This window comes from Flavobacterium sp., assembly GCF_965277525.1.
In the GTDB taxonomy this organism is placed as follows: domain Bacteria; phylum Bacteroidota; class Bacteroidia; order Flavobacteriales; family Flavobacteriaceae; genus Flavobacterium.
Map to the genome: position 1 here is coordinate 76,242 of NZ_CBDIDC010000006.1, position 16,806 is coordinate 93,047.

The following is a 16,806-nucleotide window of genomic DNA, read 5'->3' on the forward strand; positions in this document are numbered from 1 at the left end:
CAGCTTTTAAGAAATTTTATTGCGTTCGAAACTTATTTTCCAGCTTGCGCTTTAGCATCGTTTACCATTTTGTCATTTGCAGTAATAGAAAATTCTACACGACGGTTTTGTGCTCTGCCCTCAGGAGTATCATTGGTTGCAATAGGATCAGCAATTCCTAAACCTGAAGTTTTGAAACGGCTTGATTTTAATCCTTTTGAAACTAAATACGCTTGTACAGAAGCAGCTCTTTGTCCTGAAAGTGTCAGGTTATATTCTGGTTTTCCTGTATTATCAGTATAACCAAAAATTTGAATATCAGTATCTCCGTATTCATTAAATACAGGAACTAATTTATCTAAGTTTGCTTTTGCCTGAGTAGTCAAAGTTGATTTGTTAGTATCAAAACGAACAGAGTTTTCATTTAAAGTCAAATGAATTCCTTCCCCTACTCTTTCTACAGAAGCACCTGGTAAAGCCTGATCGATTTCACGGGCTTGTTTGTCCATTTTATTTCCAATAAGAGCTCCGGTTCCACCACCTACAGCAGCACCAATTGCAGCACCTAAAGCAGCGTTTCCTCCATGTCCTAAATTATTTCCTAAAATACCACCAATTAGTCCACCGGCAACTACTCCAATTCCGGCTCCTTTTTGTGTATTATTAGCGTTTTTTACTGAATCGCAACTTGTAAAGAAACTTACTAATACAAGTAAACTACTCAAACCTAAAACTGTTATCTTTTTCATATTATATATTTTTAATTTTAATTAGCTCTTTGAAATTGGTAAACCACATCCTTTACTTGTCCACCAACATTAATATTATCGATTAACTGAAATGAGTTATCAGTCAAACCTGCAACTTTTAATAAGTATCCGTCTCTTACTTTCTTTGCTTTTATACCAGCATCAAGAATTTTAAGTACAAACATCCCCTGATTGTTAATACTCCAGACAATTGGCGAACTAAAAGCAGTACAACTTGGTGCAGTTAGGGCCATTGTACCTTTATTATTATTAGAGATAAAACTCCAGGTACTACCAATGAAGCATTTTGAATCTGCAAGATCAAAAGAATTTACTTTGATATACTCAGAACCCGGATAAGAAACATTGGTTAGCACCCAATTTCCTTTAATAGCTACTTGAGTAGGTCTGTCAAGTTTAGTCGATAGTGTAGTGCCTTCTGATGAAGCAGTTGTAGACGAAGCTGATTTACACGCGAATAACATCGTGGCGATCATGCAAATGAAAATAATTTTCTTCATTTTGTACTTTTATTTAAGTTAATACTTACTTATTTAACAATTATTATAGCACAAAGATACAATTCATAGGAATATCTTTTGTTTTAGAATCTAATTATTTTCTTTCAAAATTAACACTTACGACATTTTGTCACTCAAAAAACAATTGGTATTCTATTTGAATAAATGAAAATCATCACATTAAACTAAAAAAATATAATAATATGACAACAGGTAAAATTAATGTTTCTGTAGAAAACATCTTTCCCTTAATCAAAAAGTTCTTATACAGCGATCACGAAATTTTCTTACGTGAATTGATTTCTAACGGAACTGATGCTACTTTAAAATTAAAACACTTAATCAGCATTGGTGAAGCTAAAGTAGAATTCGGAAATCCTGTTATAGAAATCAAAATTGATAAAGAGGGTAAAAAAATTCACATTATCGACCAGGGCTTAGGTATGACAGCTGATGAAGTTGAAAAGTACATCAACCAGGTTGCTTTTTCAGGAGCCGAAGAGTTCCTTGACAAATACAAAGATTCTGCTAAAGACTCCGGAATTATTGGTCATTTTGGTCTTGGTTTTTATTCTGCATTTATGGTTGCAGAAAAAGTAGAAATCATCACTAAATCATACAAAGATGAGCCAGCTGCACACTGGACATGTGACGGAAGCCCTGAATTTACTTTAGAGCCGGCTGACAAAACTTCACGTGGTACAGAAATCATCCTGCATATTGCCGAAGATTCACTTGAATTTTTAGAAGATTCAAAAATCAGCGGACTATTAAACAAATACAATAAGTTTATGCCTATTCCGATTAAATTCGGAACAAGAACAGAAACACTTCCTAAACCGGAAGATGCTCCTGAGGATTACGTAAACGAAACTATCGAAGTTGATAACATTATCAATAACCCAAATCCTGCATGGACAAAACAACCAACTGAATTATCTGATGAAGATTACAAAAGTTTCTACAGAGAGTTGTATCCAATGCAATTTGAAGATCCATTATTCAACATTCACTTAAATGTAGATTATCCTTTCAACCTGACCGGAATTTTATACTTTCCTAAATTAGGTTCGGATATGCAAATTCAAAAAGACAAGATTCAGCTGTACCAAAACCAGGTTTACGTTACAGATAACGTAGAAGGAATTGTACCTGAATTCTTAACGATGCTTAAAGGGGTTATCGACTCTCCGGACATTCCTTTGAACGTTTCTCGTTCTGGTTTGCAAGCTGATGGTGCAGTTAAGAAAATTTCTAACTACATCACTCGTAAAGTAGCAGATAAACTAAAAGCTTTATTCAACGAGAACCGCGCTGATTTTGAGCAAAAGTGGAACGATATCAAAATCGTTTTAGAATACGGAATGCTTTCTGAAGATAAATTCTACGAAAAAGCAGGTGCTTTCTTTTTATACCCAACGGTTGACGACACTTATTTTACTCTTGAAGAATTAAAGGAGAAATTAAAAGAAAACCAAACAGATAAAGACGGAAAATTAGTAGTTCTTTATGCCGGAAACAAAGATGCACAACACTCTTACATACAAACAGCAAAAGAAAAAGGATACGAAGTATTACTTTTAGATTCTCCGATTATCTCGCATTTGATTCAAAAAATCGAAGGTGATAATAAAGATGTAACTTTTGTTCGTGTCGATTCTGATCATATTGACAACTTAATCAAAAAAGACGAAAACACGATTTCTAAATTATCTGATGAAGAAAAAGAAACTTTAAAAACTTCATTAGAAGCTTATATTCCTAAAGCATACAGTGTACAACTGGAAGCTATGGACAGTCAGGCAGCACCGTTTATCATCACGCAACCTGAATTTATGCGTAGAATGAAAGAAATGAGCCAGTCTGGTGGTGGCGGAATGTTTGGAATGGGTAATATGCCTGAAATGTATAATTTGGTAGTCAACACCAATTCTGATCTTGCTACCAGCATTTTGAACACTGAAGACAAAACACATCAGGAACATTTGGTAAAACAAGCTTTAGATTTAGCTAAATTATCACAAAACCTATTAAAAGGAGAAGCATTAACTGCTTTTGTAAAAAGAAGTTTTGAGATGATTAAATAATCTTTTCAATAAAAAATCATTTAGAAAATCCTGTAGGCCCAGCTTACAGGATTTTTTTTTGTGATTCATTTTTTTTATTACATTTGAAGGCCTTTTTAACCTAATCAAAAACCAAAACTACTATGAAAAAAACTGCTATTTTACTCTTAACCCTTTGTGCAACAACATTTTTTTATGTTTCTTGCTCCAGTAGTGACAGCGAAAAAACCAACCAGACTGATGTATCATCAATTGGAGCTTCGATTGCAATAGATGCAACGAACGAAATGGACATTAAAACCGGACTATTTGTCGCAACAAAAGCTTCTATTACAGGAAAACCCGCTGAGACCGCACCCAGCCTGTGCGCAACTATTACTGTTAGTCAGGAAAATGCCAACTCGTATCCCAAAGTATTTACTGTAGATTACGGAACAGCTGGTTGCACTGATAATCAAATCTTCAAAAAAGGAAAACTAAAAATTACGCTTTCAGGCCCCATCACAACAACAGGAAGCAAAATGACGATTGAAAGAATCGATTATTCTATTAGCGGAATAAAACTGGAGGGAACAATTGAGTACACCAATACCACAACAGTGGCGACAGTACCTCAATTTAGTAGAAAAGTTTCTAACGGAAAATTTACTGATCTTGCCGGAAGAGTTTATCTGAATTCGGGAATAGTTACCATAAAACAAACTGCCGGCGTTGAAACTCCGTTTGTTTTAGATGATAATATTTATGAGATGCCGGAAGGCACACACACTGTAACTTCATCAACTGGAGCGGTTCTAACATTAACAGTTCAGGAAACCTTAATCAAAAAATATTCTTGTGAATTCATCTCTAAAGGACGATTAAAAGTTCAGGGAGGTTTATTAAACGGAGTTGTCGATTACGGAAACAATGATTGTGACAGTAAGTTTACCTATACAAACGAAAACGGAACATCATTTAATTTAGTGATGTAAGTAAATATTCAATCAAAAAATAACAATCCCAATTTAAAAAAATAGATTGGGATTTATTTTTTGTAAAATTTAAACCACACTCCATTACATTCAAACTATTTTCTTTATTTTGCAGCAAAATCTAAAAAACCAATGAAAAAATCAATTATTGCCTTTGTTACAATTGCCCTATTAGCATCATGTAGCAAAAAAGAATCAACTGACAGTTTGCACCTTACGGGAAATATAAAAGGACTAAAAAACGGAACTTTATACATACAAAGATTCGTTGACACCGCTCTTGTTGCTATCGACAGTATTAAAATAGACGGACAATCCACTTTTGAAACCAACATAAAATTAGAATCACCTGAAGTACTTTATTTGTATCTGGATCGCGGCGTTACCAATTCATTAGACAATAATATTTTGTTTTTTGCAGAACCAGGAAACCTTAACATCGATACCAACTTAGACAATTTTATTTATGGGGCTAAAATTACCGGATCTAAAAATCAGGAGTTATACGATGAATACAAAAAAATAAATTCCCGTTTTAATGACGAAAGCCTTTCTATGGTTGAATCAAAATTTAAAGCCATAAAAAGACAAGATCAAAAAGCTATTGATAGCATAAACGTAAAACAAGAGTCTAATATCAAAAGAAAATACTTGTATGCGACAAACTTTGCACTCAACAACAAAGATCATGAAATAGCTCCTTATATTGCTTTATCTGAGATTTATGACATCAATGTTAAGTTCCTTGATACGATACAAAAATCGATGACCCCGAAAGTAGCACAATCCTTTTACGGAAAGAAACTAACCAAATATGTTGCTGATATTAAAAAAGAGCAACAAAAATAGTCTTAAGAAATCCTTATCCTTACACACAAAAACGTCCTGAAATATTCAGGACGTTTTTTGTTTGAATAAATTCAAATTCTTTTAAATACCGTTTATAAAATATTATTTTCCTTTTAATATTTTTTCTAAATATTCGATTTTATCTTTTTCAACCTGAACCAAACGCTCATAAAGTTCTATTACTTTGTCAAGAGGATTAAAAGTAGGCTGATATTGAATATTTGAATTCATCGAAGCATTATCATTATTATTAATTGTATTACCAATAATATTAAAAATTGCTTCTTCTGAGAAGTTTTTAATTGCCTCAACAGTTACACCTAATGCTTTTGCAACTTCTGCAAGTTTTTCCTCATCAATTGTTTCACTATTTTCCATATTAGATATAGCCTGTTGATTTGTTCCTAAAGCTTGTGCCAATGCTTCTTGCTTCATGTCTCTAAGTTCACGAATACGGCTATTTTTTCGCCCTATATGATTTGGTCTTGCTAATGTGCTCATAATTAAGATAATATTTAAGTATAATAATCCATAAAATTAGAAAGGCTTATTTCCCTTTTAATATTTCTATTTTTTCTTTTTCAGACTGAACTAAACGTTCGTAAAGTTCTACCACTTTGTCAAGAGGATTGAATGAGAATTGCTGATTTTGACTAAATGCTCCTTGGCTATTGCTAAAATCAGTATCATGAAATGTATTGAAATAATTAATCATATTTTCTTCCGAAAAATTCTTAATTGCTTCCGCAGTTACACCAAGCGCTTTTGCTACTTCAATTAATTTGTCTTCATCTATAGTCTCACTATTTTCAATAATCGAAACAGCTTGTTGATTTGTTCCTAAAGCCTGAGCCAACGCTTCTTGCTTCATGTCTCTAAGTTCACGAATACGGCTAATTTTTCGCCCTATATGATTTGGTCTTGCTAATGTGCTCATAATTCAAAGATAATAATTAAGTGTAACGCAACAATATGTAAAAAACATCATGAATATGTATAATACAGTTCAAACAATTTGATGTAACATTTAGTATTGCTTAAATGCTGACAGAAACAAAAATACAATTTTTCGGACAGGATGCAAAATAAACCACTCCTCCAGAATTTCATAATCTTATCATTTCTGACGAAGGAGAAATCACATTAGAAATTCCGCAATGAATGCCGCCAATCTTTGCCGAGCTACGAGTGTGATTTTTCCTTCGTCGAAATGACAAACTAGCGGTTAAAATTTCAGCATTCAGTTTATTCCAAAAAAAAACCACCACTAAAAAGTGATGGTTTTACGTTGAGCCGGCGGAGGGACTCGAACCCACGACCTGCTGATTACAAATCAGCTGCTCTAGCCAACTGAGCTACGCTGGCGACTCATTACGGATGCAAATATAAAGTGGATTTTTGTATTTTCCAAAATAAATTCACTGCTTATTTTATTAAAAAACCACCACAAAAAGTGATGGTTTTATGTTGAGCCGGCGGAGGGACTCGAACCCACGACCTGCTGATTACAAATCAGCTGCTCTAGCCAACTGAGCTACGCTGGCGACTCATTACGGGTGCAAATATAAAGCGGTTTTTCGTTTTACCAAAATAAATTTGCACTTTTTTATACTTTTTTTTGCTTACAATTCGTTGATTTTAGCAATCAATTGATTAGCAGTTTCTTCCAATTCAACATTGATTTGTTTAAAGTGTGCTTTTTTGTTTTCAACATTTTTAGCATTCACTTTAGTGATCAAATTATCAAATGCAGCAATAGCCTGATCGATCAAAGCATTCGTTTCCGGAGTAGGATTTCCTGTTGTAGACATTTCGAATAAGTAAATTGCCTCAATAATATCTCCTAATACGAAGTTGATATCTTTCTTTAAATTTTTAACGTTTGCCATTTTTATTTTTATTTTAATTTGCGACTGCAAAAGTACATATAATCTTTCTATTAAGCGCTATGAAATGTAAATTTCTAAAATAGAAGCTTTTCCGTTCAGAATAAATACATTTATCTCAGCCGGAACTAAAACCGTATCTCCTTTTATATAGGATTGCTTAAATCCGTTATATTCAATTTCAAAACTTCCTTCAATACACATATAAACCGTAAAAGTTTCTCCTGACTTAGAAACTTCAAGCTGATTTTCTAAGGGAATAAAATTAGTCGTAAAATAAGGACAATCAACTACTACATTTGATGTATTTGTTTTTGTCTCATACTTCTTTTGCGTATTTACTTTGTTATAATTAATAGCATCTAGTGCCAGGTCTACATGAAGTTCTCTCGTATTTCCCTGAGCATCTTTTCTGTCAAAATCATACAAACGATACGTGATATCAGATGTTTGCTGAATCTCAGCCACAACCAAACCTGCACCAATGGCATGAACGGTTCCGGTTTCTAAAAAGAAAACATCTCCCGCTTTTGCTTTTACATCATCTAAAATAGAAACAAGGGTCTTATCATGTAAATGCTTTAGGTATTCTTCTTTACTGGAATCTTCCTTAAAACCAACAATGATTCTTGCATCAGCATCCGCTTGTGTCACGTACCACATTTCGGTTTTACCAAAAGAGTTATGACGTTCTTTTGCTAACGCATCATTTGGGTGTACTTGTATCGAAAGATCCTCACGGGCATCTAAATATTTAAAAAGCAACGGAAATTGTTTTCCAAAACGACTGTGAACTTTTGTTCCCAGAATTTCGTTTGGCGTTTCATCAATAAGTTCCATCAAAGATTTCCCTTTCAGGACTCCGTTAGCAACAACACTTACATCCCCTTCTACTGTAGATAACTCCCAGCTTTCACCGGTTATGTTTGAAGTGATTGGTTTATTGAGAATTGTTTTTAGTTTTTCTCCACCCCAGATTCGGTCTTTCAAAATGGGATCAAATTGTAACGGGTATAATTTTGGCGTCATAAATATATTTTTTGGCTAATATCTTTATTAATTTAATAGTTCTCTACTAGTATTTTGTATTTCTATAGTACTAATTCTTTGACTGTTTCAAGTGCTTTCGGAATATGTTTTCCTGCATTCATACTATCAAAAATCAAAATAACAACACCATTTCTGTCAATAACATACGTTACTCTTCCTGGCAAAAGGCCAAATAAAGTATCGCGAACTCCAAAAAGGTGTCGTAATTTCTTATCTTCATCAGACAAGAGAATAAAAGGCAACTGGTGTTTGTTCGCAAATTTATGATGCGATTTTACACTATCGCTGCTTATACCGATGACTTCAGCACCAAGATCCTTAAAATCTTCGTATTGATCTCTAAAACTACAAGCTTCAGTAGTACATCCGGGCGTATTATCTTTTGGGTAAAAATAAATCACTAGAGGTTTTCGCCCCAAAACACTTTGGCTTTCAAAAACTTCTCCATGACTATCTTTTGCAGTAAAATTCGGAACTATATCTCCTATTTTTAGTGACATTTATTATTCTCCTTTATAAGTTACAAAATTGCGGTCCGTTTCGTTCAAAACGATTTCTAAGTCAAAATCAGGTTGAATTTTTTTTCTAATTTTATTCCATATCACAACGGCAATATTTTCAGCTGTTGGATTCAAATCCTGAAATTCCGGAACATCCAGATTCAGGTTTTTGTGATCAAACGGAATTTCCACTTCTTCGTGTATAATATCCGCTAATACTTTCACATCTAAAACAAAACCAGTTTCCGGGTCAATTTTTCCTGTAACACTTACTGTTAAACCATAATTATGACCATGAAAATTGGGATTATTGCATTTTCCAAAAACAGCATCGTTTTTTTCAAATGTCCAATCTTTTCTGTGCAATCGATGTGCAGCATTAAAATGCGCTTTTCTTGATATGGTTACTTTCATTTTGGTGGTTGGTTAGTCTGGGTTAAAGTTTGTGATCTTCTAAATAATGATCAAATTCGTCAAATATTATTTTAAACCAAACGGTATAAATTTCGGGCTGTTTCTCAATATCTTGTTTTACATCTTCAATCTTCATCCATTTCCAGTCTTCGACTTCTTCACGATTTATAACAGGATTATCGTTATAATATCCAATCATAACATGGTCGAGTTCATGCTCTGTCAAACCATTATCAAAAGGTGCTTTATAGATAAAATGAAAAAGCTCTTTCAATTCAGCTTTAATCCCCATTTCTTCAAACAATCTTCTGGTTCCGGCTTCAACATTCGTTTCTCCTTCACGCTGATGGCTACAACATGTATTGGTCCAGAGTAAAGGCGAGTGGTATTTTTGATGAGCGCGTTGCTGCAGCATAATTTCGTTTTTATCATTTAAAATAAAAACTGAAAAAGCGCGATGCAAAACAGCTTTTTCATGTGCTTCTAATTTTGGCATTAAGCCAATTTGCTCATCGTTTTGGTTTACTAATATTACGTTTTCTTCTATCATAGGGCTTATTGATGAAACAAAAATACGAAAAAAGAAATGGCTTGAAAATCTCAGCAGACATTGTGAAAAGTTTAACGAGCAACTTGACCTGCAAAAAATTGATTCACAATTAAATAGAGTTAAATTAAAGCTAAAAAACCTTTTAAAACAAACCCTTAAAAACTAAAACCATTTGTTTTACGTAAATAATAAAAAGTTAAAACATACTTAAAAATATCTGAATTGTAAAGCATACGACATTTCAAGGCGAAATCTAGTCGTATCTTTGAAAGACAGAATTAAAGCATATAGAAATAATGAAAACAAAAACCCAAATTCTCAGCCTTTGCTTTTTAATTCCGCTTTTTATCTTACAGGCATGCGGGCAAAACGCAAAAAAACAAAATACCCAAACAGTAGTCATGGAAAATAAAATCACAAAACCCGGAAATCCCTATTACTCCAACACAGATACAACCAAACTCAATGTGAGTAATGCCGAATGGAAAAAAGTCCTGCCTGCAGATGTTTATGACGTAATGCGAAATGCAGATACCGAAAGACCTTTTACAGGAAAATACTGGAATACAGATGAAAAAGGAACCTACTATTGCGCTTCCTGCGGAAACCTGCTTTTTCGCTCCGGTGCTAAATTTTCCAGCAGCTGCGGATGGCCAAGCTTTTTTGAACAGGAAAACAAAAATAGTGTAGTATACAAAAAAGACAACTCTCTGGGAATGGAAAGACTAGAAGCATTATGTGGACGTTGCGGCGGCCATTTAGGCCATTTATTTGATGACGGACCTGCACCAACCGGAAAACGCTATTGCATGAATTCGATTGCTCTTGACTTTGTTCCTGATAAAAAATAACACACATGAAAAATATAGTCCTAATTTGCATTTTAGTCGTTTCCTTAAACGGATTTGCACAAAGCAACAAAACAAAAACCACCTCAAATTTAGAAACCATCACGCTTGGCGGAGGTTGTTACTGGTGCGTTGAAGCAGTTTACGAAGATTTAAACGGGGTAAAATCAGTAGTGTCCGGTTTTTCCGGAGGAAAAGTTGCCAACCCCACTTACGAAGAAGTTTGTACCGGAACAACCGGTCATGCCGAAGTAGTTCAGATTACTTTTGATAAGAATATCACTGATATTAATGAAATTTTCAAGGTTTTCTTTACCGTACACGATCCTACAACGCTAAACCGACAAGGCGCAGATGTTGGAACCCAATATCGTTCTGTTATTTTTTATAAAAATGCAGAACAAAAAAATGCCGCCGAAAGTATTATTGCAGAACTAAACAAAGCAAAAGTATACAGCAGCCCTATTGTGACGAAAGTAGAACCTTTTAAAGCGTTTTATAAAGCCGAAGATTATCATCAGAATTATTATGCAAACAATAAGAACCAACCGTATTGCAAAATGGTCATCCAGCCGAAAATCGAGAAATTCGAAAAAGTCTTCAAAGACAAACTAAAAAAGAAATAACAGACTTTTATATTGGTTAATAATAGTTGCCGTTCATGAAAATGAACGGTTTTTTTGTGTGTTTTTCGTCCCTAATTACACTAATTTTTATATTCGAAATGTAAAAAGTATAATTCGCGGCAAAATCCTTTTCTACTTTTTTTAAGAACACCTTTTTAAAACTGCAAACGAATTTTACTTTACTTTGTATTCTAAAAATAATTCACAATGAAAGCACTTACCTTCTCCTCTTTCGGGAATTCTGATGTTCTGGACTATATCGAAATTCCGAACCCTGAATTAAAAACCGATGAGATTTTAGTCGAGATGAAAGCCATCGGATTAAACTTTGCCGATGTTTACAGACGAAAAGGAAATTACCACTTAAAAGGAAACCCACCTTTTATAGCAGGTTATGAAGGCGCAGGAATTGTCGTTAACGCAAACAATCATCCCGAATATAAAATTGGAGATCGCGTGGCTTTTGCCGATGTTCCTTTTGCAAACGCAGAACTAGTTGCCGTAAACATAAACCATGTTTTACCGCTGCCCGAAGCTATTTCTTTTGAAACCGCTGCTTCTATTTTACTACAGGGTTTAACAGCACATTATCTGGCAACTGACAGTCATAAAACTGCAAAAGGTGAGACCGTATTAATTCATGCTGTTGCCGGTGGAGTTGGACAATTTCTGACTCAGATCAGTAAATCATTAGGTGCAAATGTCATCGGTTTAACCTCATCTCCTGACAAAGCAAAAGTTGCCGTCGAACAAGGTGCTGATCATGTTTTTCTATATAATGAAGATTGGAAATCAGCTATTTTCAAAGTGATTCCAAAGGGTGTTGATGTCGTTTATGATAGCATCGGAAGTACTTTGACGGATAGTTTTGAAGTTACCAAAGAATGCGGACAAGTCGTTTTCTTCGGAATGGCAGGCGGTGATCCTGAACCCATAAATCCGAGAATGCTAATGGACACTTCAAAAACCTTGACAGGCGGCGATTTATGGAGTTATTTAAACTCTAAAGAAGAACGAATCAAAAGAGCCAATCAATTATTTACCTGGATTATCGAAGGAAAAATCAAACTTTCAGAACCAACTTCATTTAAATTATCCGAAGGTAAATTAGCGCATGATTATCTCGAAAGCCGGAAGAGTACAGGAAAAATAATTTTGATTCCGTAAAAAGCCAGCATAAATTTTTTCACCACGAATTCCCGAATTATTATAAAACTAAAATTCGTGAATTCGTGGCGCTTAATCACAAACTCTCAACTTCAATTTTCGTTAATTCAGATAATTCCAAGATTCTGGCAACATCATTTTTATTCGCCACAAAAAACAAATAATTATCGCCATGAGTATCATAAGTCATTAGTTCAAGATCATGCTTTTCTAATGCTGATTGAATGTAAGGAAACAAATCATGGCTATAAGTTTCTTCCGGATATTCAAAATTTAAATCTTCGCCAATCATTTCAGAAATGAAATATTCAGCATCTTCAGGGTCAAATTTCCAATCGCTGTTCCAGCAATTTATAGCTTCAAAAAAGTTCCAGTGACCTTCAACTTTTGCATGATATTCTTTTATTTCTTTTTTAAAATCCTTGTAAAGCTTTTTAGATTGTTTTTGAAGCAGTTTTTCTTCAACATCTCCTCTGGAAACCAATTTTATAAACTCTTCGAAGGTTTCCTGCCTAACTTCAACCTCTTCCGGCAGTAAATTTTCCTGCGAAGGGAGCTCAATACTTTCCGGTAATTCGACTTCTAAATACTGGCAAATTCCCTGTAAAACCTTTTCAAATTCTTTGAACCCAATTTTCTGAGTATCATTTTTTGGATCCTTTACATCGACAGATTCCGTATCTAATATTCCTCTTGTGTAATCAAGGAAATAACTATTGTTATAAAGCATTCTAAAATCGTTTGTTTCTAAACTATTCGTACAACAAAAGAAGATGACGAAATTATGCAAAACATGCTTCAAATACTTTTTCGCTTCCGGAGTTGGCTCTGTATAAAACTGAATATGGATATAATCGTATTCTAATTCCTGAAGTATTTGTTCTTCAGAAACAGGTCCTATGTTAATCTTTTTATATATTTCGTTTAAAACTTCGTAGGCGTTTTTAAAACCATTTTTCTTAATCTCCTCTCTCCCTTCCTCATGATCAAAAGAACTTGGAAATGAATACAAACTTACAGAAACCGTATCATGAATTCCTTTGACTTTAAATTCAAAACTATTATTCCCATTATACAATTCTGAATAAATAGTATTCATAACATCAAAAGAAACAATTGATTTTGGATCGTTGTTTCTACCAAAGAAATTAGAAAAGAAGTCTTTTATCAAAATATATTATTTTAAAGTTTCTGCAATCATCAAAGCACATTTTTCGCCATCAATTGCAGCTGATATAATTCCACCTGCATATCCGGCTCCTTCCCCACACGGATACAAACCTTTTATTTGTAAATGTTCATACGTTATTGGATCTCTTGGAATACGAACCGGAGACGACGTTCTGCTTTCCGGTGCGTGTAAAATAGCTTCATTAGTAAGATAACCACGCATAGATTTTCCGAATTCCTTAAATCCTTCACGTAAAATTTGTGATAAAAATCCCGGAAAAACCTGCCCCATTTCTACCGAAGTTGTTCCCGGAACATAAGACGTTTTCGGAATATCAGCAGAAACTTTATTTTGGGTAAAATCTACCATTCGCTGTGCAGGAACTTTTTGAGTTTCTCCTGCTAAATGCCACGCTTTTTGTTCGATACTTTTTTGAAATTCCATTCCGGCCAAAGCACCATATTTTTCAAAAGGTTTAAAATCTTCTAATTTTAATTCGATCACAATTCCGGAATTTGCCGTAACCTGATCTCTTTTAGATGGTGACCAACCATTGGTAACCACTTCGCCCGGACTTGTAGCACAAGGCGCAATCACACCACCCGGACACATACAGAATGAATACATTCCGCGGCCGTTTACTTGTTTTACAATAGAATACGGTGCCGGTGGCAAATGTTCGCCACGATAATCACAACTGTACTGAATACTATCAATCAATTCTTGCGAATGTTCTGCACGAACTCCCAAAGCAAAAGGTTTTGCCTCGATAAATATTTTCTTTTTATCTAATAATTCAAAAATATCACGCGCCGAATGTCCTGTTGCTAATATCAATTTATTCGCCAGAATCTTGTCACCGTTTTGCGTTACAATTCCTTCGACTTCATTATTCTTTACGAGAATATCGGTTACTCGTGTATCAAACAAAACCTGACCGCCAAACTCGATGATTTTGTTTCGAATGTCTTCTATGATTTTGGGCAATTTATTAGTTCCGATATGCGGATGTGCTTCAACCAAAATATCTTCTGAAGCACCAAAAGCCACCAAAAGTTCTAAGATTCTGGTTACATCGCCACGCTTTTTAGAACGGGTATATAATTTTCCGTCAGAATACGTTCCTGCTCCGCCTTCTCCAAAACAATAATTAGAATCTTCGTTGACCAAATGATCTACATTGATTGCTTTTAAGTCACGTCGGCGTCCTCGAACATCTTTTCCGCGTTCGATTACAATTGGCTTTAAGCCTAATTCTATTAATTGTAAAGCAGCAAAAAGCCCGGCTGGACCAGCTCCAACCACAATCACTTCCTGCGCAGAAGAAACGTCCTTATATATAGGTAGCTCGATTTTGGTTTCCTGAAAGGGTTCACCTTGTAAATAGATGATCACTTTCAGGTTGATTTTTATCGCTTTTTGGCGCGCATCAATAGATCGTTTTAAAATAGAAACATGTTGAATTTCCTTAGGAGAAACCTTTATTTGTTTAGACAAATAGTCTTTTAGCAACAATTCGTTTGCAGCTATTTCCGGAGTTACCTGAAGTAAAAGTTCTCTTGGCATTTTGTTTTATTTATTCAATTAGCTTTTCTATTTATGAAAAGAACATGCAAAAATACTATTTTGAAATGAAATTAGTTGTTTTAATATGAAATCCATTTTGCATTTACTTCAGTATAATTATCAAATTTTAAATATTTAAAACGATAAAATTCAAAAATTATCAAATTCAAATTTCGCTAAGTAAAGTCTTAATTGTACGTTTGAAAAAAAAATAATAATTTATGCAAGAAAAAAACATAGAACACCTCTTGGTTAACACAGCAATTATTCAAAAAAATATAACGATTTAGCAGAATTAACTGGAGAGAATTATAATGTATTTGACATTTTAGGAAAGCGAAGCGATGAATTAACCCATTCATCAATTATTGCTAATTTACTGAATGCAAAAGGTAAGCATGGACAGAAAGATTTATTTCTTAAGCTTTTTATCGAAATTATTAAAAATAGTTTTATTAATGATGAAAATAAAATAAAATTCTTTACAGATTTTAAAACAGAAATCTCCAAAGCTGAAACAGAAAAATTCACAGGAAAAGTCAACTACATTGCCGAAGAAGGGGGAAGAATTGATATTATAGTAAATAATGGAAATTACAACTTAATAATAGAAAATAAAATCTATGCAGGCGATCAACCTTTACAACTAGTACGCTATAATGAATTTGACAAAAATGCTCCAATTCTATATTTAACATTAGATGGTAAAGATCCAACAGATATTTCTAAAGGTAGTCTAAAAAAAGGGATAGATTATTGTTGCGTATCTTACCGTGTGGAAATAATTAATTGGATCGAACAGTGCATAGAAAAAACTGCAAACAAACCAATTATTCGAGAAACTTTAAATCAATATCTTAATCTTGTAAAAACTATTACAAATCAATCAACAAACAACAATATGAGTGAGGAAATAAAAGATTTAATCAAAAGAGACTTTAAATCTGCAAGTGAAATCGCAAAAAACTACGAAATAGCTAAAAATGACATTTGCAACAATGTAAGAAACACAGTTAAATCAATACTCGAGTCAGAAATTGGTTCTAAATATTTCATCACCTATGCAAACAGTCAAGTCTCAGATAAAAACTCAAAAATTTTCCTAGAATTGAAAGAGTTTCCTAAACTAGGTGTCTTTTTTGGAATTGAACCTTTTAGCGGAAATGGCAATAAAGGAAGTGAATTATTTACAGGAATTCTTGACATCAACCAAAATAATAAACATTTTTTTCAAGAATACAGTTCAAAAGGCAGTTGGTGGTTTGAAAAAATCACCTTTACACCTTTTGACGATTGTAAAATTGATTTTAGTGACATTGATTTTTTAAGCTTACTTGCAAACAACGAAAAGAAGCAAATAGAATTATCAGAAAATCTAGCAACTCAAATTATCACTTATATCATTTCAAGAGAAGCTGATCTCTATAAAACTTGTAAAGAAATTACACAAAAAGTCTGATTATATTTAAAATCCATTTTCAAATTAGACTTTGTACCTTCGCCTCCCTGAACCTTTGCACCTTAAAAAAAATGTCTAGAAAAATAAAACTAATTTGGGATTTTCGTGGTCCGGCTTCTGCAAAAACAGCAGAACATCATGAAATTCATTTAAAAGAATATATCGCAATAGAAAAATTGCCTTTGAATATTACAGGATTTAAAATCATAAACGATATGCACGCTACCGCTTTTATGGTAGTAACTGATGAAAATATGATTCAGGTAAGAGACGCTTTGAAACCGCATCGTGGAGAAGTATACGAGGAATAAATTCCAAATTTTTTAAATTCCAAATTCCAATGGATGGAGGAAATTACAAACTCCAATTGCTTAAAAAATATTAAATAAAAAAAAAACCAAATTCCAATTGCTATGAATAGCTTAGAATTT

The 16,806-nt window shown here is 33.8% G+C and carries 18 protein-coding genes, 2 tRNA genes and 1 pseudogene; 8 read left to right on the forward strand and 13 right to left on the reverse strand.

What is annotated here, in order from left to right:
• Positions 1 to 32 precede the first annotated feature (32 nt).
• Both ACQY44_RS15610 and ACQY44_RS15615 read right to left on the reverse strand, forming a co-directional pair.
• Entirely contained in the window at positions 33 to 728 is a 696-nt protein-coding gene (locus tag ACQY44_RS15610) for an OmpA family protein (RefSeq protein ID WP_428231261.1), read from the reverse strand.
• 17 nt (positions 729 to 745) lie between these two features.
• Positions 746 to 1,249, reverse strand: a complete 504-nt coding sequence (locus tag ACQY44_RS15615) for a hypothetical protein (protein WP_428231262.1) — start codon at positions 1,247 to 1,249, stop codon at positions 746 to 748.
• Positions 1,250 to 1,452: 203 nt separating this feature from the next.
• On the opposite strand from ACQY44_RS15615, the gene htpG reads away from it, so the two are divergent.
• The 3 genes from htpG (at position 1,453) to ACQY44_RS15630 (ending at position 5,138) form a co-directional block, all read left to right on the forward strand.
• Positions 1,453 to 3,336: a molecular chaperone HtpG gene (gene htpG / locus ACQY44_RS15620; RefSeq protein ID WP_428231263.1), complete on the forward strand. Its 1,884-nt coding sequence runs from the start codon at positions 1,453 to 1,455 to the stop codon at positions 3,334 to 3,336.
• 122 nt (positions 3,337 to 3,458) lie between these two features.
• Positions 3,459 to 4,289, forward strand: a complete 831-nt coding sequence (locus ACQY44_RS15625) for a hypothetical protein (protein WP_428231264.1) — start codon at positions 3,459 to 3,461, stop codon at positions 4,287 to 4,289.
• A 132-nt stretch (positions 4,290 to 4,421) separates the two neighbouring features.
• Complete coding sequence (locus ACQY44_RS15630) at positions 4,422 to 5,138, forward strand: DUF4369 domain-containing protein (protein ID WP_428231265.1); 717 nt, start codon at positions 4,422 to 4,424, stop codon at positions 5,136 to 5,138.
• 102 nt (positions 5,139 to 5,240) lie between these two features.
• On the opposite strand, the gene ACQY44_RS15635 is transcribed toward ACQY44_RS15630, so the two are convergent.
• The 9 genes from ACQY44_RS15635 to idi form a co-directional block, all read right to left on the reverse strand.
• Entirely contained in the window at positions 5,241 to 5,639 is a 399-nt protein-coding gene (locus ACQY44_RS15635) for a helix-turn-helix domain-containing protein (RefSeq protein WP_428231266.1), read from the reverse strand.
• Positions 5,640 to 5,685: 46 nt separating this feature from the next.
• The gene (locus ACQY44_RS15640) at positions 5,686 to 6,075 is read right to left on the reverse strand and encodes a helix-turn-helix domain-containing protein (protein WP_428231267.1); all 390 of its coding nucleotides are present in this window, start codon (positions 6,073 to 6,075) and stop codon (positions 5,686 to 5,688) included.
• A gap of 354 nt (positions 6,076 to 6,429) precedes the next feature.
• A tRNA-Thr gene (locus ACQY44_RS15645) sits at positions 6,430 to 6,503 on the reverse strand.
• A gap of 105 nt (positions 6,504 to 6,608) precedes the next feature.
• A tRNA-Thr gene (locus ACQY44_RS15650) sits at positions 6,609 to 6,682 on the reverse strand.
• A gap of 78 nt (positions 6,683 to 6,760) precedes the next feature.
• Positions 6,761 to 7,027 (reverse strand): hypothetical protein, encoded by a 267-nt coding sequence (locus ACQY44_RS15655; protein ID WP_428231268.1) that lies wholly within the window; start codon positions 7,025 to 7,027, stop codon positions 6,761 to 6,763.
• A gap of 57 nt (positions 7,028 to 7,084) precedes the next feature.
• Positions 7,085 to 8,053, reverse strand: coding sequence for a type I phosphomannose isomerase catalytic subunit (locus ACQY44_RS15660; protein ID WP_428231269.1), 969 nt, complete (start codon positions 8,051 to 8,053; stop codon positions 7,085 to 7,087).
• A gap of 62 nt (positions 8,054 to 8,115) precedes the next feature.
• Positions 8,116 to 8,574, reverse strand: a complete 459-nt coding sequence (locus ACQY44_RS15665) for a peroxiredoxin (protein WP_428231270.1) — start codon at positions 8,572 to 8,574, stop codon at positions 8,116 to 8,118.
• A 3-nt stretch (positions 8,575 to 8,577) separates the two neighbouring features.
• Entirely contained in the window at positions 8,578 to 8,988 is a 411-nt protein-coding gene (locus tag ACQY44_RS15670) for a 6-carboxytetrahydropterin synthase (protein WP_428231271.1), read from the reverse strand.
• A gap of 22 nt (positions 8,989 to 9,010) precedes the next feature.
• Positions 9,011 to 9,538 (reverse strand): isopentenyl-diphosphate Delta-isomerase, encoded by a 528-nt coding sequence (idi, locus tag ACQY44_RS15675; RefSeq protein ID WP_428231272.1) that lies wholly within the window; start codon positions 9,536 to 9,538, stop codon positions 9,011 to 9,013.
• A gap of 296 nt (positions 9,539 to 9,834) precedes the next feature.
• Here idi and msrB point away from each other — a divergent pair, with 296 nt between their 5' ends.
• From msrB to ACQY44_RS15690, 3 genes are all read left to right on the forward strand, one after another.
• A complete protein-coding gene (gene msrB / locus ACQY44_RS15680) occupies positions 9,835 to 10,389 on the forward strand; it encodes a peptide-methionine (R)-S-oxide reductase MsrB (RefSeq protein WP_428231273.1) in 555 nt (184 codons plus the stop codon).
• A 5-nt stretch (positions 10,390 to 10,394) separates the two neighbouring features.
• Positions 10,395 to 11,012: a peptide-methionine (S)-S-oxide reductase MsrA gene (gene msrA, locus ACQY44_RS15685; RefSeq protein ID WP_428231274.1), complete on the forward strand. Its 618-nt coding sequence runs from the start codon at positions 10,395 to 10,397 to the stop codon at positions 11,010 to 11,012.
• Positions 11,013 to 11,219: 207 nt separating this feature from the next.
• On the forward strand, positions 11,220 to 12,179 hold the full coding sequence (locus ACQY44_RS15690; RefSeq protein WP_428231275.1) for a quinone oxidoreductase family protein: 960 nt from the start codon (positions 11,220 to 11,222) through the stop codon (positions 12,177 to 12,179).
• A 76-nt stretch (positions 12,180 to 12,255) separates the two neighbouring features.
• On the opposite strand, the gene ACQY44_RS15695 is transcribed toward ACQY44_RS15690, so the two are convergent.
• Positions 12,256 to 13,350, reverse strand: coding sequence for a DUF6630 family protein (locus tag ACQY44_RS15695; protein ID WP_428231276.1), 1,095 nt, complete (start codon positions 13,348 to 13,350; stop codon positions 12,256 to 12,258).
• Positions 13,351 to 13,356: 6 nt separating this feature from the next.
• Positions 13,357 to 14,916, reverse strand: coding sequence for an NAD(P)/FAD-dependent oxidoreductase (locus ACQY44_RS15700; RefSeq protein ID WP_428231277.1), 1,560 nt, complete (start codon positions 14,914 to 14,916; stop codon positions 13,357 to 13,359).
• Positions 14,917 to 15,238: 322 nt separating this feature from the next.
• Between ACQY44_RS15700 and ACQY44_RS15705 the strand changes: the two are divergent.
• A pseudogene (locus ACQY44_RS15705) lies at positions 15,239 to 16,375 on the forward strand (PD-(D/E)XK nuclease family protein); the annotation flags it as partial.
• 71 nt (positions 16,376 to 16,446) lie between these two features.
• A complete protein-coding gene (locus ACQY44_RS15710; RefSeq protein WP_056255101.1) occupies positions 16,447 to 16,686 on the forward strand; it encodes a hypothetical protein in 240 nt (79 codons plus the stop codon).
• Positions 16,687 to 16,806 lie beyond the last annotated feature (120 nt).